Below are 19,948 nucleotides of genomic sequence, written 5' to 3'. Positions count from 1 at the left end.
GGTAGTAGAAACTAGTGAAAGTTTTGTTCGCGGAGCGTCTCCGCAGGAGAAATGCTTAGTTTTGAGTTGTGAGTTCGTTTGGGGTAGTAAAAATTCAAAATTCAAAACTCAACATTCGAAACTGGCTACTCCTTACTTCTCACTCTCGTCAGACGCTGATCAATTCACCTCGCAGAGCTGACAGATCGGCGACCTGATTGGGCGGCAGATTGTTAAACAGCACGGTGCTGAGATAGCGTTCACCGTTGCTGGGCTGAACGGCGACGATGAGTTTGCCAGCGTTTTCGGGACGCTGCCCAACCTGAATGGCGGCGGCTAAGGCAGCGCCGGCAGAAATGCCGGAGAGGATGCCTTCTTCTCGGGCCAGGCGGCGGCCGTAGCTGACGGCGGTTTCGCTGTCGATCTGAATCACTTCGTCAATTAGGTCAACGTTCAGCACTTCGGGGATAAAGCCTGCGCCAATGCCCTGGATTTTGTGGGGGCCAGGGGTACCGCCAGAGAGTATGTGGCTTTCGACGGGTTCCACAGCAATCGCTTGGAACCCCGGCTTGCGCTGCTTTAGCACCTCGGCTACGCCGGTAATGGTGCCGCCGGTGCCGACTCCGGCAATCAAAATATCGATCGCCCCCTCGGTATCGGCCCACAGTTCCTCAGCGGTGGTTTCACGATGAATCTTGGGGTTGGCCGGGTTGCGGAACTGCTGAAGCATATGGGCATCGGGCAAAAATTCGACAATTTCTGCGGCCCGTCGAATGGCTCCGACCATGCCCTGGCTGCCGGGGGTCAACTCTAGCTGGGCACCGTAGGCTTGCAGCATCGCCCGCCGCTCTAGGCTCATGGTGTCGGGCATAGTCAAAATGAGCCGGTAGCCCTTGGCGGCGGCAACCAGGGCCAGGGCAATGCCGGTGTTACCAGAGGTAGGTTCTACCAGAATCGTGGACTCTGGGTTGATCAGTCCCGCATCTTCGGCCGCCTGAATCATGCTGGCCCCGATGCGGTCTTTGACGGAGGCGGCGGGGTTGAAGCTCTCTAGTTTGAAGACAATGTGAGCCACGGCTCCCTCAGACTGAGGAATGCGGTTGAGGCGCACCATGGGGGTGTGGCCGATGAGTTCGGTGATGTTGTTGGCGATGGGCATGGGATGAAGGGTAGGGGGTGGATGGGTGAGGGGTAGGGGGTGGATGGGTGAAGGGCTTTGCAGTCTTCAGGGCCAAGGATCTTCTACTCTCTACCCCTACTCCCCACTGTCTAACAAAGATCCGTTATTGCCACAGACTCAGTCGCGTTTTGGTGGCGTTGTGTAGATAAACCAGCAGCAAACTACCCAGCAACAGCGGCGCAATTAGGGCGATTATGAAATAGCCACGACCGCGGCTCCAGCGGTTTTTTAGGGGTTTAGGTAGAGAGTGGTTGGCAAAGGAAGTGGCGGGGGAGGAGGGCTGGATTTCAGCCTGGTTAAGAGAGAAGGAAGTCATGGCAAAAAATGGAGAGAGAAGAGAACAGCGGAAAACTTGACTAGCGAAGATGCGGAGTAGGCTTGAGACCAAGGGTTGAGCCGATCGCTCTAGGGTTCCCCCTTTGGTATTTGGGTTTGCTGTACTCCGCAGAGAGCCCCAGGTTGGGGGCGAAGAAAAACTTGAAACGGTCTATGCTCCGACGGTGCTGACTAGTAATGCCAGCCGTCGCCATCGGGGTTGCCTTTGCCCTGAATGACGAGGGGATATTTTTGCAGCTGACTGAGCCAGCACTGCACCGCATTGAGCGGGCCAGATAGCTCAACTTCTAGGGCCGTGGACTGGGCCGAACTGCTGATCGAAAGCGTAGTCGGCTGCCCGTTCAACGCAATGGCTCGCACCACAACCCGACAGCTTTCGGCCAGATCTTCGAGCAGCGTTTTAACGGAGAGCTGGGGAGAACCGTAAATTCTGAGCCTGAGCTGAGTCTGGGTGGTTGTCATGGTGCGTAAACCAATAGAAACAACGGGTGAACGTTTGGAGGACTAAAGGTTAGTCATCTTGGGAGAAAAACGATGGGTGAGCGCGCCGGTCAGTTGGCGTAGGTGACGGTGCATCGGCGGAACGCTTTTTTGATGAGGACGACGAGCGCCCCAAGCGCACGGCGATCGGCCGTTTGGCCTGCTTGACCCCGCTGAGCACCAGCAGCATGGCTACAGTGCCCACCACGGCAAGTTGCCAATAGCCCAGGCCAATCGCGGTGCCGAGGGCTGCCGTGGCCCAAATCGCCGCCGCCGAGGTCAGTCCCTTAACTTTGCCCCGGTGGGACTGCTGCAAAATTAGCCCCGCTCCAATGAAGCCCACCCCGGTAGCAATGCCCTGGATGGTGCGGCTGAGGGCGTTCACGGAGGAGTAGTCTTGGGGGAGCTGAATGGGCAGCAGAATAAACAGCGTTGCTCCCAAGCTAATCACCATGTGGGTGCGAACCCCGGCAGAGCGGTTAGTGCCGGTCCACTGACGCTCGAAGCCAATCAGCCCGCCGATGACAACGGAAAGCCCGACCCGAAAGATCAGGTTGAGCCAGTCGTTGGCCTCAATGTAGCCAGCCTGAATCGCCAAAATAATTGCCCCCGCCACTGCATACACCGAAAACCCGGTAGGTTTACCGGTGATTAGTTTGTGTTTGACAACTATGGCATGCCATCGAATAGTTTTCAATCCGATTGCAAACATTTTTGGTTTCATGTACGATTCGGGATGCGTTTGCCTCTGTCGAGAGCGGTTCGATACGCTCTGATTAAGCGCACCAAGCATTTGCCCGGTCTTCATCCCATTGCCTGGAGGCATTCTATGAGTCGCTTCTCGTCATCTTCAGAGGGCAGTTTGCCGATTTCGATACCCCATCTGCAGGAGGTCGCCTGGTCTTTTGCGGCGGGAGCCCTAGGTGGTTTGGCCAATAGCGTGACCGTGTGGCTGTTTGGTCTGTTGGGTATTACCGCCCTGCTGGGGGTGGCGATCGCCCCTGAATGGACTCCGGCCTGGCTGTATCACCGCATTGTGTGGGGCGGTCTATGGGGGCTGTTGCTGCCGTTTTTTGCTCGGTCTCGCGGTAGTCGGCTTACCCAGGGATTGTTGATTGGTCTGCTACCTGCGATCGCCCAGCTCTTCATCGTCTTCCCCATCCAGACCCCCCACGGGGTGCTGGGGCTAGGGCTGGGCGGTCTGACCCCGGCCTTTGTGGTGCTGTTTAATGTGGTCTGGGGCGTGGTGGCGGTGGCCTTTTACCGGTTGCTGACCGATGCCGACGCTCGACAGTTGAGAGGATAGGTCATGACAGATAATATTCCCCCTGTGAATCAGGACTACAGCAGTGCTGGGCAGCTTTCCCCGGAGCAAATTCAAGCGTTGGCTGAGCAAGGCTTTCAGGCAGTGCTGAATGTGCGATCGCCCGCCGAACCCGACAGCCTGGCCGATGAAGCCGATCACGCCGCCGCCGCTGGCCTGGGCTATGCCCAAGCTCCCGTTAGCCCCACTGTCCCAGACGGCGAAGCTCTAACCGCGGCCCTGGCCGCTTTAGATGCTCTGCCGAAGCCCGTATTAGTTCACTGTCGAGGCGGGGGACGGGCTACAGCAGTGGCCTTAGCTGCGATCGCCACCCAGGAGCAGCTCTCTCGCGACGCGTTTTTGGAGCAGGCCGCGGCCCACGGGCTGGGGCCAGAGCAGCCGCAGATTCAGCAGTTTTTGCGCGACTACTATGGCGCCCCCGTGCCTGACCAGCAGGAGGTCGGGTAGATGGTGGTTGCCAACGGTCAGACTCTGACCCAGCCGCTCAAGGTCCTTGTTTTGGGCGGCGACGGATTTTGTGGCTGGCCCACAGCCCTGCATTTGTCGAACCTGGGTCACGAGGTCGTCATTCTTGACAACCTCTCCCGGCGCAACATTGACAACGAGCTAGAAGTCAACTCCCTCACCCCGATCGCTCCCCTCGGCGTGCGGCTGGCCACCTGGAAAGCCCTGACCGGGCACGACATTCCCTTTCATCGAGTCGATATCGCCCAGGACTACGACCAGCTCCTCGGCCTGATTCAGCAGTATCGCCCCGATGCCGTCGTACACTTCGCCGAGCAGCGGGCCGCCCCCTACTCGATGAAATCGCCCCGCCACAAGCGCTACACCGTCGACAACAACCTCAACGCCACTCACAACCTGCTCTGCGCCATCGTCGAATCGGGGCTCGACATCCACGTCACCCACCTTGGCACCATGGGGGTCTACGGCTACGGCACGGCGGGCATGAAAATTCCTGAGGGCTATCTGGATGTGGAAATTCCCACCGAAAGCGGGGAGCGCATCGCCCAGCGGATTCTCTACCCAGCCAATCCGGGCAGTGTCTACCACATGACCAAAACCCAGGATCAGCTGTTCTTTTTCTACTACAACAAAAACGACGGCGTGCGGGTCACCGACCTGCACCAGGGCGTGGTCTGGGGCACCCACACCCGCGAAACCCGCCTCGACGAGCAGTTGATCAACCGCTTTGACTACGACGGCGACTACGGCACCGTGCTGAATCGCTTTCTCATGCAGGCGGCGATCGGCTACCCCCTCACCGTCCACGGTACCGGCGGCCAAACCCGCGCCTTTATCCACATTCAAGATACCGTGCGCTGCATTCAGCTGGCGCTCGAAAACCCGCCCAGCCCCGGGGAACCGGTGAAAATCTTTAACCAGATGACCGAAACCCATCGGGTTCGCAACCTGGCCCAGCTGGTCAGCGACATCACCGGAGCCGAAATCACCTACCTCGACAACCCCCGTAAAGAAGCCGCCGAAAACGACCTCTTCGTTGAAAACCGCTGCTTCCTCGAACTGGGCCTGGAGCCCATCACCCTCAGTAAAGGGCTGCTGCTGGAAGTGACCGAAGTGGCGCAGAAGTATGCGGAGCGGTGCGATCGCAGCAAAATCCCCTCTACGTCGAAGTGGGTGAAGGGGTAGATGGGTGGATGGGTGGATGAGTCGATGGGTGAAAACCAAGACTCAAACCTGATCCAAATCCACTCTCCTACCCTCTACCCATCCACCCCCTTACCCATCCACCCCCTACCCCCTACCCCCCATGTCCCAAACTCTCCAAGCTGTACTCAACGCCAACGATGCCTACGCCGCCGACTTTGGCGACAAAGGCAATCTGCCCCTGCCCCCCGGTCGGCGCTTTGCGGTGCTTACCTGCATGGATGCCCGCCTGGATCCGGCTAAATTCGCTGGGCTGAGCGAGGGCGATGCCCACGTGATTCGCAATGCCGGGGGACGGGCCAGTGACGATGCCATTCGTTCCCTGGTGATTTCCTACAAACTGCTGGGGACTCGCGAGTGGTTTGTCATTCACCACAGCGACTGCGGCATGGAAACCTTCACCGATGCCGTAATTCGCGGGCTGCTGGCCAACAGCCTCGAAACCGCTAAGGTCGATGCCGACGGTTGGCACGATGTGGGCCAGGGGCCGGGCTCCAGTGCGGGCGACTTCATTAGCTGGCTCACCATCGCTGACCAGACCAAAAGCGTGGCGGAAGATGTGGCCCGCATTCGCAACCACCCGCTGGTGCCCGCAAATATCCCCATCTACGGCTATATCTACGACGTGAAGACGGGGCGGCTGGTGGAGGTGCCGGAGGCGACGGCGGTGGGGGCAGGGGGCGGGGAGTAGATGGGTAAGGGGTAGGGGGTGGATGGGTGGGGAGGGAGTCTCAGCTTCAAAGTCTGATTCCCAAGCCTTTACCCCTTTGTATTGACAATTGATGAACAAATAAGGAGACACGTTCAATGCTTAAGCAACTACAGCGCTGGAAAATTCAGCTGGTCGCCTTTTTGGCGGCGGTTTTAGCCGTGGCCGCTTTGCCGGGGCTGGTGCAGCCTGGAGCAGCGGCAACGACCATAGATTTCGTTACCCCTCAGTGGGTGGCGCAGCATTCTCGGGATGCAAGCCTGCGCATTCTCGACGTGCGCACTAACCCGCTGGACTACATCAGCAGCCACATTCCCGGGGCGGTAAATATTGCTGAGAACACTTTCCGGGGCCCCAATGGTCGCTTGCCGGTGCAGTTTTGGGAGCAGCAAAAGATTGAAGCGCTGTTTCAAGAAGCCGGAGTTAACAACGACAGCCAGGTGGTGATCTACTCCGAAGGCAACAGTATTTTGGGTAGCACTCAGGTGGCCTACCTGCTGGAGCGGGGCAGCTTTGCCGGTCGGGTTTCGGTGCTGGATGGCGGGTTCAAAGCCTATAAGGATGCTGGCCTGCCAGTGACAAAGGAATTCCCTGAATATGACAAAGGCAACTTCACCCTGACCGATAACAGCGATATTCGCGTGTCGCTCGACGAGGTGCGATCGATTGTGCGTGACCGTAGCGCCCGCGTTACCTTCATTGACCCGCGCCCGCCCGCGCTGTTTGCTGGTGAAGAGGATCTGTTCATTCGCAATGGCCACATTCCGGGAGCCAAAAACCTTCCCTGGCCCAGCTTTACTGCGGGCGAAGACAATTTCCACCAGCTCAAGTCCCTGGATGAGATTCGCGCGCTGCTGGCTCGCCGAGAAATTGCCCCCGAAGATGACATTGTCGTAACCTGCAGCACCGGGCGCGAAGCGTCGCTTCAGTATGTGGTGCTGAAGCATCTGCTGGGTTATTCCAACGTGCGGTTGTATGAAGGGGCTTGGACGGAGTATTCGGCCCAGACTGACTTGCCCGTTGCCACCGGGCGCGACCCGAATGTTTAATTGCCCTAATCGGTTGTAATATCGGTGGCCTTTGGCGGTTGTCTGTGGCAACGGCCAGGGCCACTTAACTTTGAAGGAGCCTATTGTTTTATGCTGTTACGCCTGTTGCTGGTCGCCAGCGTTCTTACCCCGCTCAGCCTGGTGGGGCATAGTTTTTGGTCAGTTACCCACGGGGCTGCTAGTAGCGATACTGTAGACCCGGTTGCCTCCTGCGCCCCCACCCAGCCTGAGGACGAGGACGAGGAGGCTGACGAAGACGAAGAAGATGGCAAGAAGCCGCGCCGCCCCACTCGGGGGCGGTTCTCTTAATTTTTTAACCTGGCGCTGACTATGACCCCTATTGTTGACCTGACTGGCCAGCAGGCACCCCGATCGCAGTCACTGTGGCTCTATTTGCTGCTGGCCGTTGTGGCGGCGATCGCTGCCGGTTTAATTAGCTTTGGCTGGCGGCAGAGCCTACTATTTCTGATTGGCACCCTGTTTGGCCTCACCCTTTACCACGCCAGTTTCGGCTTTGCGTCGTCCTATCGGCGGCTGATGGTGCAGGGCGACGGCCAGGGGGTATTGGCGCAGGTGGTGATGCTGGCGCTGGCGACGGTGCTGTTTGCGCCCATCTTGATAGGCGGGCTAGGCCGGGGATCGCTGGCTCCGGTTGCGCTGCAGGGGGCGATCGGGGCGCTGGTGTTTGGGGTGGGCATGCAATTGGGCAGCGGCTGCGCCTGCGGCACGCTCTACACCATTGGCGGCGGCAGCTCAATGATGCTGTTTACCCTGCTGACCTTTGGCATTGGGTCGTTTTTGGGCACGTTGACCAACGGCTTTTGGCAGGGGTTGCCCCAGACTGAGCCCGTGGCGCTGGTGGCGTGGGGCTGGGCAGGAGTTGCCCTGCAACTGGTGCTGCTGGTGCTGCTGGGGGTTGGCCTCTGGTACTGGCAGCGGCGGCAGGGTCATGCAACCCTGCCGCTGAAACCGCCGCCAAGCTGGCGATCGCTGCTCTACGGGCCCTGGTCGTTGGTTGCCGGAGGGGTCGTGCTGGCCCTGCTGAATACGCTGACTCTGCTGCTGGCCGGTCGACCCTGGGGCGTGACCTGGGGGTTTACTCTCTGGACGGCTAAGCTGGCTACCCTGCTGGGCTGGAATCCGGCTAGCAGCGAGTTTTGGAGCCAGGAGGCGATCGCTGAGGTGCTACAAGCCAATGTCTTTGCCGATATCACCTCCGTGATGAATGTTGGCATTGTGCTGGGGGCGGCGATCGCCGCCGCGATCGCCGGGCAGCTCACGGTGCGGCAGCCCCCCTCGCGGCTGGCGGTGCTGGCGGCTTTAATCGGCGGCTTGATGATGGGCTACGGTGCCTGGTTGGCCTTTGGGTGCAATGTCGGCGCATACTTCAGCGGCATTGCTTCCACCAGTCTGCACGGCTGGCTGTGGATCGTCTTTGCGCTGCTTGGCACTCTGCTGGGGGTCAGGCTCAGGCCATTGTTTCGACTCTCTAATTAGTTGGGCTGACCTCTCGCCGCCGTAATGCTTCACCCTGCAGCGGCATTAATTTAGCTAGGGACAGGCCCCAGGATTCCTCAAGAGTCTTGGGGCTTTGCCGATCTACAGAGCTACTCCAGCACCGAGATTTCGGTCACAATCACCATCTAAAACAGAACGTGAAAGCCTTGGCAGGCAAAGTTGTCGTTGAAGATGCGTTAGTAGTGCTGGATTTGAGAGCCGGTAGCAATCGGGCAGCCTACTGTTGTAACAGGACATTGATGAGAAGGTCATTCCGCTCTCTAACTTTTGGCTGTGTCATCTATCAAACAGCTTTAGTAAAGTGGCTTTGCAGAGAGAGGTCACCCAATGCTGAACTTTTTGAAGCGCATTGCACCCGCGATCGGACTGGTCTTTCTCTCACCCATGATTGGGGAATTCCTACTAGGGAATCTAGCAATTGATGCTCTGCTAGACGGGCTATTTGCTGTGCCACTATACGGCGGTGGAGCGCTGTTGATTCGTGAAGTGACTCGACATGCCAAACGAAGCTGGATAACCATGATCTTGCTTGGCCTAGCGTATGCTGTGGTTGAAGAAGGACTCGTCACTCAAAGTCTATTCAACCCCTCGTTTGTTGGCCTGAACCTGCTGGACATTGCCTATATTCCCTCAATTGGCATGGGGGCATGGTGGACACTGTATGTTTTGACCTTACACACGGTTTGGAGTACGAGTGTAGCGATCGCACTGATTGAAGCATTAGTTCCCTATAGAAGAACGACACCCTGGTTAGGCAAATTCGGTTTAGCACTCACAACTCTTTTATTTCTCTTTGGTGCCGCGATCATCGGTTTTGGCATTTATACCCAGGAGGGGTTTTTAGCCTCTCCTCCACAACTGATTGGAACCGTGATCGCGATCGTCGTTCTGATTGCTCTTGCCTTTAGCGTTCGTTTGCCTCAGAGATCGCAGGTTACGAGAAAAACACCTCGTCCGAGGACTGTGGGTCTGGTTTCACTGCTCTCGTCAAGCTTGTTCATGGCGCTCAGTTTGGTCATTGATATCGTACCTGGCTGGGCGATTGTTGGAATTTACCTTGCGCTCTATGCCTTGATCATCAAATTCGTTTCTCGGTGGTCGCGATCAAAAAGGTGGGGAGATGCTCATCGGCTCGCACTCGCGGGTGGAGCATTGTTGACCTACGCTTGGTATGGGTTCCCACAACCCCCGACTGCTGGTTCTAAAGGCACTGTGGATTTGATTGGTAATGGAATCTTTGCGATGGGCGCGATTGTTCTGCTTGCGATCGCGAATCGTACTGTGCGTCAATCGAATTTTGAGAAGCGGTTAGAAGAATGAAGATTGGTAGTGCGACACAATAGTTTGGAAGAAATGCCCGCAGTGCAAGACCTGGTTAATCTCGAAGAGCAAGGATGGCAAGCCCTATGAACGGGAACGAAAACCAGCAAAAGGTTTTACAGCTCCGTTCTCCGTGATGGTGAAGTCGTGCTCTTTCCAGGTGGGATGATAGGAATGGAGATAGCATAGTCGAGGCTTGAAGAATTTGTTGTGGGGCTCAAGCTATGACTTGAGGCATGATTTAGAAGTTATTTGTAGGACAAGCGTAAACGCTGTGAGTTTGGAGAATGACTAGATGCTATGGCTTGTTGTGCCCCTTGGGGTGGTGATTGGAATAGTTGGGGTTGGCGCAATTTATCAAGCACTTGCCGCAAGTCGCGATCGCCGAAGGTTCCTGCCACCCGGCAAAGTAGTTCAAATCAATGGTAAAAACTGGCACTACCAAATGACGGGGGAAGGCCGCCCGACAGTCATTGTGGATGGTGGAACTGGAGGTACTCACCTGGATTGGCAATCAGTACAGCCTGAAATCGCCAAGTTTACGAGAATCTTAACCTACGATCGCGCTGGCTATGGCTGGAGTGATGTAAGTTCAGAACCGCGTACCGCTGAGCAAGCCGTTAGTGAGTTGCGACAGCTTTTAGCAGAGGTTGAAATTGAACCCCCCTATGTCTTAGTAGGAATGTCTTCAAGCGGCTTATCCACTCGCTTATTTGCCTATCACTACCCCGAAGAGGTGGCTGGAATGGTGTTAGTGGATGTCGCCCACGAGCGGATGTATGAAGATGCACCAGTTGAATGGGTTGAACTGAACAAACGACTCGAACGACTGTTAACGTACATAGTGCCGATTCTGGGGCGTACTGGTCTGCTTCGTCTGCTCATCGCCTTTGATTCTTTGCCAATGGCGGCTGGTTTATTCCAAAAGTTCCCACCTTCAATGCGGTCTCTTGCTAAAGCACTCTATTCTCAGACCCAGTTTGGCAAGACTTTTGCTCAAGAATCGGCTGCGGTACCAGTCAGCATGCAACAAGTTGAACAGGTAAGGCAGACAAAATCGTTTCCTGATATTCCTCTCATTGTTCTATCGGCTGGAAAACCAGATTTTGATATAACCGAAGAGGTAGTTAAGAAATTGCAAGTATTACATGCAGATCTAGCCAATGAGTCGCCCCAAGGTGTTCACATTATTGCTCATGAAAGTGGGCATGCAATCCAACTCGACAAGCCAGAAATAGTCATTGATGCAATTCGTCAAGCTGTTGAAAAAGTGCGTTGCAGTAGCAACATATAACGTATAACAACTATAGAAAAGCGTGCACTAACTAAGCCTTATAAAGTTTTGAAAAATTGGTCACCGTGGATTTAGTATTATGATTAATTTACTTATGCCCCTAGCAGCTGTAACAATGTGTTCAGCACCTGTTGCAGTAGAATTAGATGTTTTTTCGGGCCGACCTAATCCTGTTTGGAATCTAAGCGAGGCTCAATGTGCTGAAGTTGAACAGCACATAGACCAATTACCTGAAGTCGCAGACGAATCTCTGCAATCTCTACCTGCGCTTGGTTATCGAGGCTTAATCATCCACTATGAAAATCAGCAAGGGGTGAGGGACTTTATCAGGATTTATAGAGGTGTTTCTCAATCGGAAGAGATACAGCTTCAAGATCCAGACCGGAAACTTGAGAAGTGGCTGATTAGTACAGGGCAAGATTTGGTTGACTCAAATATGCAAGAGTATCTCCAAACCGAGCTTGCTCAATAGCCAGTGGGGTGGACAGCGCCTAAGAAAACTTCAGTTTGGGGTTAAGGAAAAGAGGGGCTTTGTAAGTTGAGATCAATCAAAGGATTTACTAGGCTCCCCTTATACTGCCGCCAGCAGTTTGAGCCAAAATAGCATCGCATGCTACTCAGTGAAGGCATGCGGCACCGTCACGAAGACTTGTTTCAAAGCCTCTATGAAAGCTCTTTTTCTAGGGCAGAATTAAGAGCAGAACTAGCCGAAAGTAAGTTGCAGCACAACAGAGTCGGAGAAAAGTCGCATGCAAAGATACTTGGCTGCACTGGCGATTATACTTTTAATTGGAATGGTGTTGCTCAGAGTTTTTCCACTGAGAAAGGCAGGAACAGAAGCGTTGCATTTTGCGAATACAGACAAAACAGACTTCTTGATTCCGCCGTTCGCTCTTTTCTACTTCTATACTGTGTTTGCTGCTGCCTTCAATCTCCCTCTTGTCAGCGGTCAGACATTCTTCTCTTCTCAAGCGATTGCTTGGGTTGGAGTGCTTCTATGTCTCGCGAGCTTGTTTTTTCTGCTTCTCAGTCTCGTTTATTTCGGTAAGAGTTTTCGCATTGGCATTGACGTTGAGCACCCTGACGAACTTATAACAATGGGCGTATTTGCTCTCAGCCGTAATCCCATTTATGTAGCGTTTGCTTTGGTCTTAATCGGACAATTCTTAGTATTTCCCAATTGGATTTTGCTGGTCTATCTCGTTGCTGGTATTTGGTTGCTTCATCGTCAAGTGTTACGCGAAGAAGAATTTCTGATAGAACACTATGGTCAAGAATACATAGCTTATTGCAATCGAGTAAGAAGGTACTTTTGAGTACTCGCAAGAAGCAATGACTACAACGCCCACAAGCGGGCTAACAAGGCGCTGAACCCGACTACAGCTTGGGTTTCCCGCAGCGGGTGAGCTGGTTGGTGGCAGCCATTGTGCATACTACCGTAGTCTCTACAGTCCTCTTTTTTGGGGCATTAGTAGTGGCAGTAGTGGATAAACTATAGAAAGTTGATTAGTGCTGTTCGTTATAACTATTTTGACCGCCTAACTTTACAGAAGACGCAGCATGGACAAATTCACCGGCGGTTGCCTGTGCGGCAACGTCCAAATTGTAGCAACGGGACGCCCATACCGAGTTGGACTTTGTCACTGCCTCGACTGCCGCAAGCATCATGGGGCTCTTTTTCACGCTTCCGCGATTTTCCCTCAAGATGCGGTAGCGATCGCTGGCGAAACCCGCGACTACGGCGGGCGGTTTTTTTGTCCTCGCTGCGGTTCGTCGGTTTTTGCCCGCACCGCAGACGAAATCGAAGTGTACCTAGGCTCCTTGGATGCCCCCAACCAATTAACGCCAACCTACGAAAACTGGATCATCCGGCGCGAATCCTGGCTGCCGCCGTTTCCGCTGACGAGACAATATGAACGCGATCGCGACCCCACCAGTCGCTTTGAGGAGTAAATCGCACAACCAGATTTCCAGCTCCAAAAGTCACAGCGCGACTTCCTGCGACACTACGCCGACATCTATCGGTGTGAGATTGAAGCAGCCATTCGTGAGAACGAGGCTGCTTGATTGTGTGCAGTTTTATGTTGACCACATGGGTATTGTTGTGTGCTCTAAAACTTAGATTGGGATGCTTACGCCAGCCAAATTCATCGTGCCCTGAGCGACCAAAACAACATTTTAGGTCAGCTTCTGCGTGTTACTACGTAGCTATATCGCATTCAAAAATCTCAAGTCTGCTTTGCAAAAATGACTCGTTCGGGTACTGTCAACGGGTCAAATTACTGCAATAAAACTCTTGTCCAGCAGGGGTTTCAGCCTTTTTGTTGCATTCATAAATTCAATTTATCGATTCCACAAAAAAGAGCGTTTGCTCTTATTTTTTGCTCCCCGTAAATTGGGGGTGTTCTTCCTTCAGGGGTTACACATGGACTGGATTGTGCCGACTGTGATGCTTGGTGTTGCCACTGCTACCGCTACCACCTTCGACGACAACATCTACCTGACGATGTTTTTCAGCAAAACCAACCGCACCTTTCGGCCGCGTCACATTGTGGTGGGCGAGTTTGTCGGCTTTACCGGGCTGGTAGGCATTAGCCTGATTGGCTATTTTGCCGGGCTGATGATTCCCCACATTTGGATTGGTCTACTGGGCTTTTTGCCCATCGCCATCGGCGTCAACGCTCTGCTCAGCCGCCAAACCATGGCAGAAGACGAGCCCGTAGATGTGTCGGTGGCCAACCCCACCCACCCCCACTACCGCAAGGTGCGCCGCCAGTCGCTGTGGCACACCCTGCGCGACCCTCAGACCTATCGGGTGTCGGCGGTTACTTTAGCCAACGGCGGCAACAACATCGCGATCTACATTCCCCTGTTTGCTAGCAGCACTCTGCCTCGCCTCAGCATTATTTTGGCGGTGTGCTACGCGGCGATTGGCCTGTGGCTAACCTTGTCCTATAGCCTGATTCGCCAGCCCCAGGCAGCCTTTGTGATGGCCAACTACGTGCGGCGCGCGTTTCCCTTTGTGCTGATCTGGCTGGGCTCTTCGATTGTGCTCGAAAACGGCAGCTATCAGCTGCTCTATGCCCTGGCTCCGGGGTTGTAGTGTAGCAGGGTTTAAGAGTGAAGGAGTGGATGGGTAGATGGGTGGATGAGTTGCTGAGGGTGGTTATGAGAAATCGACAGGACCGGTATTTTCAGCGAGGGTGCCGCGATCGCAACACGGACCTGCTGCCCCAAAGCACCAACGCTGACTATTGGAAGGGCGATCGCTCAGGCAGGTTGATAGGGCTAGATGAGGTGGTGCGCTACTTTCCCACCGTTGAAGCATTTTTAGCTTGGCGATCGCAGACAGTAAATGGGTGAGTAGCGCCCGCTAGCGGTGCTGAATGGACTGCTCCTCGGCTTCAGGCTCTAACCCTGGCAGCAGTGGTAGCCAGCGAAACATAGCCTGATGCAGGCTCAGTGCCCAGGCGGCAGCCAGCAGCCAGCCCCCCAAAATATCGCTCGGAAAATGTACCCCCAGATAAACCCGGCTCGCTCCAATGCAGAGCGCAAACAGACCGCCCAACCCCAACAGCCAGGGGCGCTTAGAACTATCCCAGTTGAGCAAGATCAGGGCCAGCACAAAGGTCATCGAGTAGGTGGCGTGGCCGCTCGGAAAGCTAAAGTCGGTGTGGGGCGGAATGCCCTCCCAGAGGGCGGGGCGCACTCGATGCCAGAGCACCTTAGCAACCTGGTTAAGCTCGGCGCTGCCCGCCATCACCAAGGCCAGGTAGCTGGCCGGTTGCCAGCGGCGATGCCAGAGGCCCAGAGCTATCAACCCCAGGGAAGCGGGCAGCACGCCCCATTGGGTGCCCAACTTGGTAGCGATCGCCACGCCTCGATTTAGCTCTGGGGTAGCGTAGCGATGCAGGCGCAGCAAAAAGGCCGCATCCCAAGCGGGCAGAGTGGGGTAAGCCGCCACCAGTAGCCCTAGGCCAATCAAAATCACCAGGGCCAGCAGCGGTAAAATGACTCCCAGCCAGAGGGAGCTGGGGGCTGACGAGCGAGCAGAATGTTCCATTTGACTAAAGATTAAATTAGGCCGAAATCCAGGTCATGAGCCAATCGGGCAACACAGCCTCAAGATTGGTGAGCAGGTCACCCGTGAGAAAATCGGGCACATCGAGGATGTGCAGCTGGAGCAGCACCACAATCGCCAGGGTATACAGCGTCGAGGTGATCAGGCCGTTGCGCAGCGAGTGACTGCTGCCCTGGCCCTCTTTTTGCAGCGCAGTGACCGCCCCCTGCTGCATGAGCATAAAGCCAACGACATTGGTCAGCCAGTAGCCTAGCCCAGTCATGGGCACCAGCGTGCCGGGAAACGGGCGGCTGACCAGGTAGCCAAAGCCCAGGGCCAGGGGCAGATTAATCACCAGATCGTTCCACCAGCACAGGGGTGAGAGCAGGTAGCCGACCACTACCAGACTGCCGCCCCACAGCCGTCGCAGCCAAGGGGCCGTCGATTGGGCGTCATCCACCACAGGGGAGCTGTCGGCGGCGGCAGCAAGTTCTAACGCGGTGTTGGAATCTAACTCGGTATCGGACTGAAGGAGTGCCAAGGGGTTCATCCTAACTATGGGGGTTAACGTTGGGCGGCGGAGCAAAACTACGATCGCAGGGTAGCCACCAGTCGGCGGGGCTGGCGCAGCAGATCTAGGGCATCAAGAATGCTGGTAGAGACAACATCAGCTGAGATCAGGGTTTCAGCTGCGCCCCCTTCCCGCTGCACCAGGGCAATTCCCAGGGCGGCAGCTTTAAGCATTTGGCGATCGTTGCGGCCATTGCCGATCGCCACCACCCGCTCGGTGCCTAGATCGGCGACGTAGGCCAGTTTGGTCTCGGCCTGATTTTCCACAGGGGTAATGGTCAGGCTGAGCGGCAGGTCCGCCAGTTCGCCCTGGGCCAGCCCAAAGGTGTCGGCGGTGATGATGTGAATCTGCAACGCCTCAGAGAGCGCGGCGAGGGTGTCGCCCGCCTGGGGGATAAGACGACCGTCTGTAGCCAGGGTGCCGTTGTAGTCCAAGACGAGATGGGCTAGCTGGAGGTGGCGAAAGCCGGGGATGGGGATGTCGATCATGGGCTTACAACAGTCTCAGGGCAAGGGCAATAACGGCAACGACATAGATGCGGCGAAGCCAGCAGTTAGGCAGGTGCAGCACCACCCGTCCTCCCAAAAACGCACCCGAGAACATCACCACACCTAACAGCAAACCCAGACCAAAATCCACTAGCCCCAGGTAGATAAATACCAGGGTGGCCACCAGAGACGAAAAGATGTTGACCAGCTTGCTGGTGGCGATCGCCTCGATAAAACTGTGGCCGAAGCAGCCCACAAAGGCAGCGGTGAGCAGGGTGACATAGCCGCCGCTAAATAGCCCGCCGTAGATGGCCAACAGAAAGGCGGCCAAGTACCCGATCGCAGTTCCCAGGTCAGAACGTTTGGCCAGGCTGGGCTCAAGGCCGCGATCGCCCATCGTCAAAGAAACTCCAACGACAACCAGCATAGAGGCGGCGATGAAGGGCGACAGGGCGCTGGTGGGCAGCCGCTGCAGCAGCATCGCCCCTAGGGCAGACCCCACCAGGGTGAGGCCAATCAGTCCCGGAGCGCGGCGGCTGTCGAGTTTGCTCTGGCCGACAAAGGGGAGGGTGGCGCCGATGCTCATCAAGGTCAGGGCAGCCATGTTGGTGGCGATCGCCACCTGCGGCTCTACCCCCGCCTGTAGCAGCGCGGGCACCGTAATCAGCGATGTGCTGCCGGTCACCATGCTGATGGCGCTGGTGAGAAAAAACACTCCCACCAAGAGCACTAGCACCGTTGGGGAAAGCCCTAGCTCAACCGAGCCAAGCCTGAGCTGACCTGCGATCGAAACCTCAACCATGCCAAATCCGCCCAAACTACTAAAAACCCATCGGATTACCGGTGTTTCCCCAAAAACTATGCCACAGTTTCAGGACACTTTCAATATTTTTGAGATTCAGCCAGATTTACCAGCTGTTTTGTTCAACGCTCTCTCCGCGGTTGTTCCAAAGGCTCTGCCCTACGCAGCAAAAGACACGACTTTCAAAAGCGTCCTTTAGTGATGACTTGAGAAAAACTTTTGCCGATAGACAGTTTTGCAGCAACAGCACCGCTTTATTAGATGAAGTGTAAACCGACAGCGATTGCCTAGCTCCGCCAGTGCAAATACCTAATTTATGCCTGGGGATATATGACTAAAGAGTTTCGCCATTTCAAGCTAGAACTAGCTGAAAAACAATGGGGCAGGCTTGGTTAGAGGTTTTTGCGTGGGGGCTGTAGGCTAGAAGCAGCTTGCGATCGCCCTAAATGCTTCGTACCGTTAGGCTGCTATGAACGTTCGGCCTTATTTGCGTCCTAAAAACTACGGCATAGCGGTTTTGAGCGTGACGATGGCGCTCCTGCTGATGGGGTTACTGAATCCGGTAGCCAACATGGCTACGACCCCATTTTTACTGTTTTTTGGATCGGTGGTGATAGCCGCAATGTGGGGCGGTGTTGCCTCCGGGTTTCTAGCAACAGGGTTAGCGGCCTTACTCAGCAACTATTTTTTTATGACCCCGAATAGTGGCTTGAGCTTAGATGCTCCAGCCATTATTCGGACCCTAGTATTTGTTACCCAAGGCGTTGTCTTTAGCCTGCTGTGTGGCTCGTTGCGATCGGCCCGCTATCGCTTAGAGCACAGCTCTCTACAGCTGCAAGAAAGCGAGTCTTCTCTGCGCCACACCAATCAGTGGGTGACAGCTATTTTAGAAAGTATTACCGACGGCTTTTATGCCGTTGATTTGCAGTGGCGGTTTGTGTACATTAATCCCCAGGCTCAGTACCTGTTTAATCGTCCCCTAGATGCATTGCTGGGACAATCAATTTGGGAGGTGATGCCAAATTTAGAGGGCAGTGCCATGGGGGAATCATTTCGGCGAGCGATGGTAACTCGACAGCCGCTGATCGTTGAAATCCCAGGGGTGCTGCACTCCGATCGCCTGTTTGAAATGCACATTAACCCCCTGGTAAACGGGCTGGCCATCTATTTTCGAGACGTCACCGATCGCAGAAATAACCAGCGCCAGCTCTATCAGCAAATGCAAATGCTCGACCTGGCCAACGACAGCATTATTATTCAAGACCTCGACACGGCCACCATTACCTACTGGAACCAGGGAGCAGCGCGCCGCTATGGCTGGTCGGCGGCAGAGGCGATCGGGCAATCGACTACAGAACTGCTCAAGACCGTTTTACCAGAACCCATGGAGGCGATTCGCGAGGCCATTTTGCAGGAGGGCTACTGGACGGGGGAGCTGGTGCAAACCACCCGCGACGGCCAATCAATTATTACCAACAGCCGCTGGACGCTTCAGACTAATCCGGCGAACGAACCCGACGCTGTCTTAGAAATCAGCTCTGATGTAACCGAGCAAAAGCAGGTGGAGGAAGCCCTGCGCAAGAGCGAACTGCACTTTCGCACCCTGGCTAACTCCATGCCGCAGATGTTTTGGACGGCGCTGCCCGGTGGCCAGCTGGAGTACTGTAACCAACGCTGGTATGACTATACGGGGCTGACCCCAGCTCAAAGTTTTGCCCATGGCTGGCTGGCAGTGCTGCACCCCGACGACCGCGATCGCAGCCAGAGCGCCTGGGACGAGGCGCTGCAAAAGGGGCTGCCGCTGACCCTAGAGGTTCGGCCGCAGCGAGCCGCCGATGGTCAATATCGCTGGCACCTGGTGCGGGCCTTTCCCCTGCGGGATGAGCGGGGAGAGGTGCTGCGATGGTTTGGCTCATTGACCGATATTCACGACCAGAAAATGGCGCTGGTGGAGCGCGATCGCGCCCTGGAGCAAGAGCGCCTCGCCCGCGAAGAGGCTGAGGCGGCCAACCGGATTAAAGACGAATTTTTGGCGATGCTCTCCCATGAGCTGCGCACGCCGCTGAACCCGATTTTGGGCTGGGTCTCGCTGCTGCGATCGCGCCCCCTCGACGAGCCCACCCGCAACCGCGCCCTTGAAACCATTGAGCGCAACGCCAAAGTTCAGGCCGAGCTGATCGAAGATCTGCTCGATGTGTCGCGGATTTTGCGCGGCAAGCTACCGCTCAACATTCAATCGGTGGTGCTGCCTGACGTGGTGCGGGCCGCCCTGGAGACCGTGCAGCTCTCGGCTCAGGCCAAGGCGATTACCCTAGTCACCGAGTTTGCCCCCGACCTGGGGGCGGTGGCAGGCGACCACAACCGCCTTCAGCAGATCGTGTGGAACCTGCTCTCCAATGCGATTAAGTTCACCCCCAAGGGCGGTACAGTCACCATCAGACTGCGCCAGGCTGACAACTACGCCGTCGTCGAAGTGGCCGACACCGGCCAGGGAATCAGCGTCGATTTCTTGCCCCACGTGTTTGAGCGCTTTCGCCAGGCCGACAGCAGCAGCACTCGGGCCTTTGGTGGGCTGGGGCTGGGGCTAGCGATCGTGCGCTATCTGACGGAGCAGCACGGCGGCGAGGCGTCGGTGACTAGCCCAGGCCTGGGGCAGGGGTCAACGTTTACGGTGCGACTGCCCTTGCAGCTCGCTATATCCTCCCCCTCTCCGGAACTCGCCACCCCTGGCATGGGCAGCTTGACCGGGCGGCAAGTTCTGGTTGTAGACGATGATCTCGATTCGCTGCACCTGTTGACGGCCCTGCTGGAAGACTACGGCATGGAGGTGCTAATTGCTGAATCTGCCGAGGTGGGCCTGCACCTGGTCGAGCAGCACCATCCCGATCTGCTAATTAGCGACATCGGCATGCCCGAGAAGGATGGCATTATGCTGATTCAGGCCCTGCGCCAGCGGCCAGCGGCAGAGGGAGGTTTGACCCCGGCGATCGCTCTGACCGCCTACGTCGATGGACAAACGCGCGATCGCGCGATCGCCGCCGGGTTTCAGCGCCACTTGAGTAAACCCCTCGACCTAGATCAGCTGGATCAGGCCCTGGCAGAGCTGCTCTGCGGTAGCGGCTAGGCGCACCTCTGTTTCAACCGCCCTCCTAACTTTATCTAAGGAATAA

General features: G+C 55.8%; 24 protein-coding genes. 16 read left to right on the top strand and 8 right to left on the bottom strand.

What is annotated here, in order from left to right:
• Window positions 1-148 precede the first annotated feature (148 nt).
• From cysK to H6F75_RS12920, 4 genes are all read right to left on the bottom strand, one after another.
• Window positions 149-1,138, bottom strand: coding sequence for a cysteine synthase A (cysK, locus tag H6F75_RS12935; protein ID WP_190752890.1), 990 nt, complete (start codon window positions 1,136-1,138; stop codon window positions 149-151).
• A 124-nt stretch (window positions 1,139-1,262) separates the two neighbouring features.
• Window positions 1,263-1,475, bottom strand: a complete 213-nt coding sequence (locus tag H6F75_RS12930) for a hypothetical protein (protein ID WP_190752888.1) — start codon at window positions 1,473-1,475, stop codon at window positions 1,263-1,265.
• Between the two features lie 191 nt (window positions 1,476-1,666).
• Window positions 1,667-1,957 carry a hypothetical protein gene (locus tag H6F75_RS12925; RefSeq protein ID WP_073610927.1) on the bottom strand — a complete coding sequence of 97 codons (291 nt, stop codon included), beginning with the start codon at window positions 1,955-1,957 and terminating at the stop codon, window positions 1,667-1,669.
• A 49-nt stretch (window positions 1,958-2,006) separates the two neighbouring features.
• Window positions 2,007-2,687: an MgtC/SapB family protein gene (locus H6F75_RS12920; protein ID WP_190752870.1), complete on the bottom strand. Its 681-nt coding sequence runs from the start codon at window positions 2,685-2,687 to the stop codon at window positions 2,007-2,009.
• Between the two features lie 117 nt (window positions 2,688-2,804).
• Between H6F75_RS12920 and H6F75_RS12915 the strand changes: the two genes are divergently transcribed.
• The 14 genes from H6F75_RS12915 (at window position 2,805) to H6F75_RS12850 (ending at window position 14,220) form a co-directional block, all read left to right on the top strand.
• A complete protein-coding gene (locus H6F75_RS12915) occupies window positions 2,805-3,281 on the top strand; it encodes a hypothetical protein (RefSeq protein ID WP_199303918.1) in 477 nt (158 codons plus the stop codon).
• A 3-nt stretch (window positions 3,282-3,284) separates the two neighbouring features.
• Window positions 3,285-3,746, top strand: a complete 462-nt coding sequence (locus H6F75_RS12910) for a sulfur transferase domain-containing protein (RefSeq protein WP_190752868.1) — start codon at window positions 3,285-3,287, stop codon at window positions 3,744-3,746.
• Complete coding sequence (locus tag H6F75_RS12905) at window positions 3,747-4,949, top strand: NAD-dependent epimerase/dehydratase family protein (RefSeq protein ID WP_190752866.1); 1,203 nt, start codon at window positions 3,747-3,749, stop codon at window positions 4,947-4,949.
• Window positions 4,950-5,070: 121 nt separating this feature from the next.
• Entirely contained in the window at window positions 5,071-5,658 is a 588-nt protein-coding gene (locus H6F75_RS12900; protein WP_190752864.1) for a carbonic anhydrase, read from the top strand.
• Window positions 5,659-5,774: 116 nt separating this feature from the next.
• On the top strand, window positions 5,775-6,725 hold the full coding sequence (locus H6F75_RS12895; protein ID WP_190752862.1) for a sulfurtransferase: 951 nt from the start codon (window positions 5,775-5,777) through the stop codon (window positions 6,723-6,725).
• 90 nt (window positions 6,726-6,815) lie between these two features.
• On the top strand, window positions 6,816-7,034 hold the full coding sequence (locus H6F75_RS12890) for a hypothetical protein (RefSeq protein ID WP_190752860.1): 219 nt from the start codon (window positions 6,816-6,818) through the stop codon (window positions 7,032-7,034).
• A 21-nt stretch (window positions 7,035-7,055) separates the two neighbouring features.
• Window positions 7,056-8,222 (top strand): YeeE/YedE family protein, encoded by a 1,167-nt coding sequence (locus tag H6F75_RS12885; RefSeq protein WP_190752857.1) that lies wholly within the window; start codon window positions 7,056-7,058, stop codon window positions 8,220-8,222.
• Window positions 8,223-8,570: 348 nt separating this feature from the next.
• Window positions 8,571-9,563: a hypothetical protein gene (locus tag H6F75_RS12880; RefSeq protein WP_190752856.1), complete on the top strand. Its 993-nt coding sequence runs from the start codon at window positions 8,571-8,573 to the stop codon at window positions 9,561-9,563.
• Window positions 9,564-9,858: 295 nt separating this feature from the next.
• A complete protein-coding gene (locus H6F75_RS12875; RefSeq protein ID WP_190752854.1) occupies window positions 9,859-10,857 on the top strand; it encodes an alpha/beta hydrolase in 999 nt (332 codons plus the stop codon).
• A 79-nt stretch (window positions 10,858-10,936) separates the two neighbouring features.
• Window positions 10,937-11,329 (top strand): hypothetical protein, encoded by a 393-nt coding sequence (locus tag H6F75_RS12870; RefSeq protein ID WP_190752852.1) that lies wholly within the window; start codon window positions 10,937-10,939, stop codon window positions 11,327-11,329.
• 277 nt (window positions 11,330-11,606) lie between these two features.
• On the top strand, window positions 11,607-12,173 hold the full coding sequence (locus tag H6F75_RS12865; RefSeq protein ID WP_190752850.1) for an isoprenylcysteine carboxylmethyltransferase family protein: 567 nt from the start codon (window positions 11,607-11,609) through the stop codon (window positions 12,171-12,173).
• 244 nt (window positions 12,174-12,417) lie between these two features.
• Window positions 12,418-12,810, top strand: coding sequence for a GFA family protein (locus tag H6F75_RS12860; RefSeq protein ID WP_190752848.1), 393 nt, complete (start codon window positions 12,418-12,420; stop codon window positions 12,808-12,810).
• 472 nt (window positions 12,811-13,282) lie between these two features.
• On the top strand, window positions 13,283-13,960 hold the full coding sequence (locus H6F75_RS12855) for a cadmium resistance transporter (RefSeq protein WP_190752846.1): 678 nt from the start codon (window positions 13,283-13,285) through the stop codon (window positions 13,958-13,960).
• Between the two features lie 65 nt (window positions 13,961-14,025).
• On the top strand, window positions 14,026-14,220 hold the full coding sequence (locus H6F75_RS12850; protein ID WP_190752844.1) for a hypothetical protein: 195 nt from the start codon (window positions 14,026-14,028) through the stop codon (window positions 14,218-14,220).
• A 10-nt stretch (window positions 14,221-14,230) separates the two neighbouring features.
• Here H6F75_RS12850 and H6F75_RS12845 read toward each other — a convergent pair whose 3' ends face one another.
• The 4 genes from H6F75_RS12845 to H6F75_RS12830 are packed head-to-tail and all read right to left on the bottom strand — an operon-like array spanning window position 14,231 to window position 16,778.
• Window positions 14,231-14,920, bottom strand: a complete 690-nt coding sequence (locus H6F75_RS12845) for a phosphatase PAP2 family protein (protein ID WP_190752842.1) — start codon at window positions 14,918-14,920, stop codon at window positions 14,231-14,233.
• A 16-nt stretch (window positions 14,921-14,936) separates the two neighbouring features.
• Window positions 14,937-15,458, bottom strand: a complete 522-nt coding sequence (locus tag H6F75_RS12840) for a hypothetical protein (RefSeq protein ID WP_242019962.1) — start codon at window positions 15,456-15,458, stop codon at window positions 14,937-14,939.
• A gap of 47 nt (window positions 15,459-15,505) precedes the next feature.
• Complete coding sequence (locus tag H6F75_RS12835) at window positions 15,506-15,976, bottom strand: HAD hydrolase family protein (RefSeq protein WP_190752840.1); 471 nt, start codon at window positions 15,974-15,976, stop codon at window positions 15,506-15,508.
• A 4-nt stretch (window positions 15,977-15,980) separates the two neighbouring features.
• Complete coding sequence (locus H6F75_RS12830) at window positions 15,981-16,778, bottom strand: sulfite exporter TauE/SafE family protein (RefSeq protein WP_190752838.1); 798 nt, start codon at window positions 16,776-16,778, stop codon at window positions 15,981-15,983.
• On the opposite strand from H6F75_RS12830, the gene H6F75_RS12825 reads away from it, so the two are divergent.
• Together H6F75_RS12825 and H6F75_RS12820 are read left to right on the top strand one after the other, a co-directional pair.
• A complete protein-coding gene (locus H6F75_RS12825) occupies window positions 16,777-16,977 on the top strand; it encodes a hypothetical protein (protein ID WP_190752836.1) in 201 nt (66 codons plus the stop codon). The two genes, H6F75_RS12830 and H6F75_RS12825, sit on opposite strands and share 2 nt — an antisense overlap.
• 270 nt (window positions 16,978-17,247) lie before the next feature.
• Complete coding sequence (locus H6F75_RS12820; RefSeq protein WP_190752834.1) at window positions 17,248-19,902, top strand: PAS domain-containing protein; 2,655 nt, start codon at window positions 17,248-17,250, stop codon at window positions 19,900-19,902.
• Window positions 19,903-19,948 lie beyond the last annotated feature (46 nt).

This window comes from Nodosilinea sp. FACHB-131, from assembly GCF_014695395.1.
Lineage (GTDB): Bacteria > Cyanobacteriota > Cyanobacteriia > Phormidesmidales > Phormidesmidaceae > Nodosilinea.
This window is presented reverse-complemented; position numbering and strand designations above follow the sequence as displayed.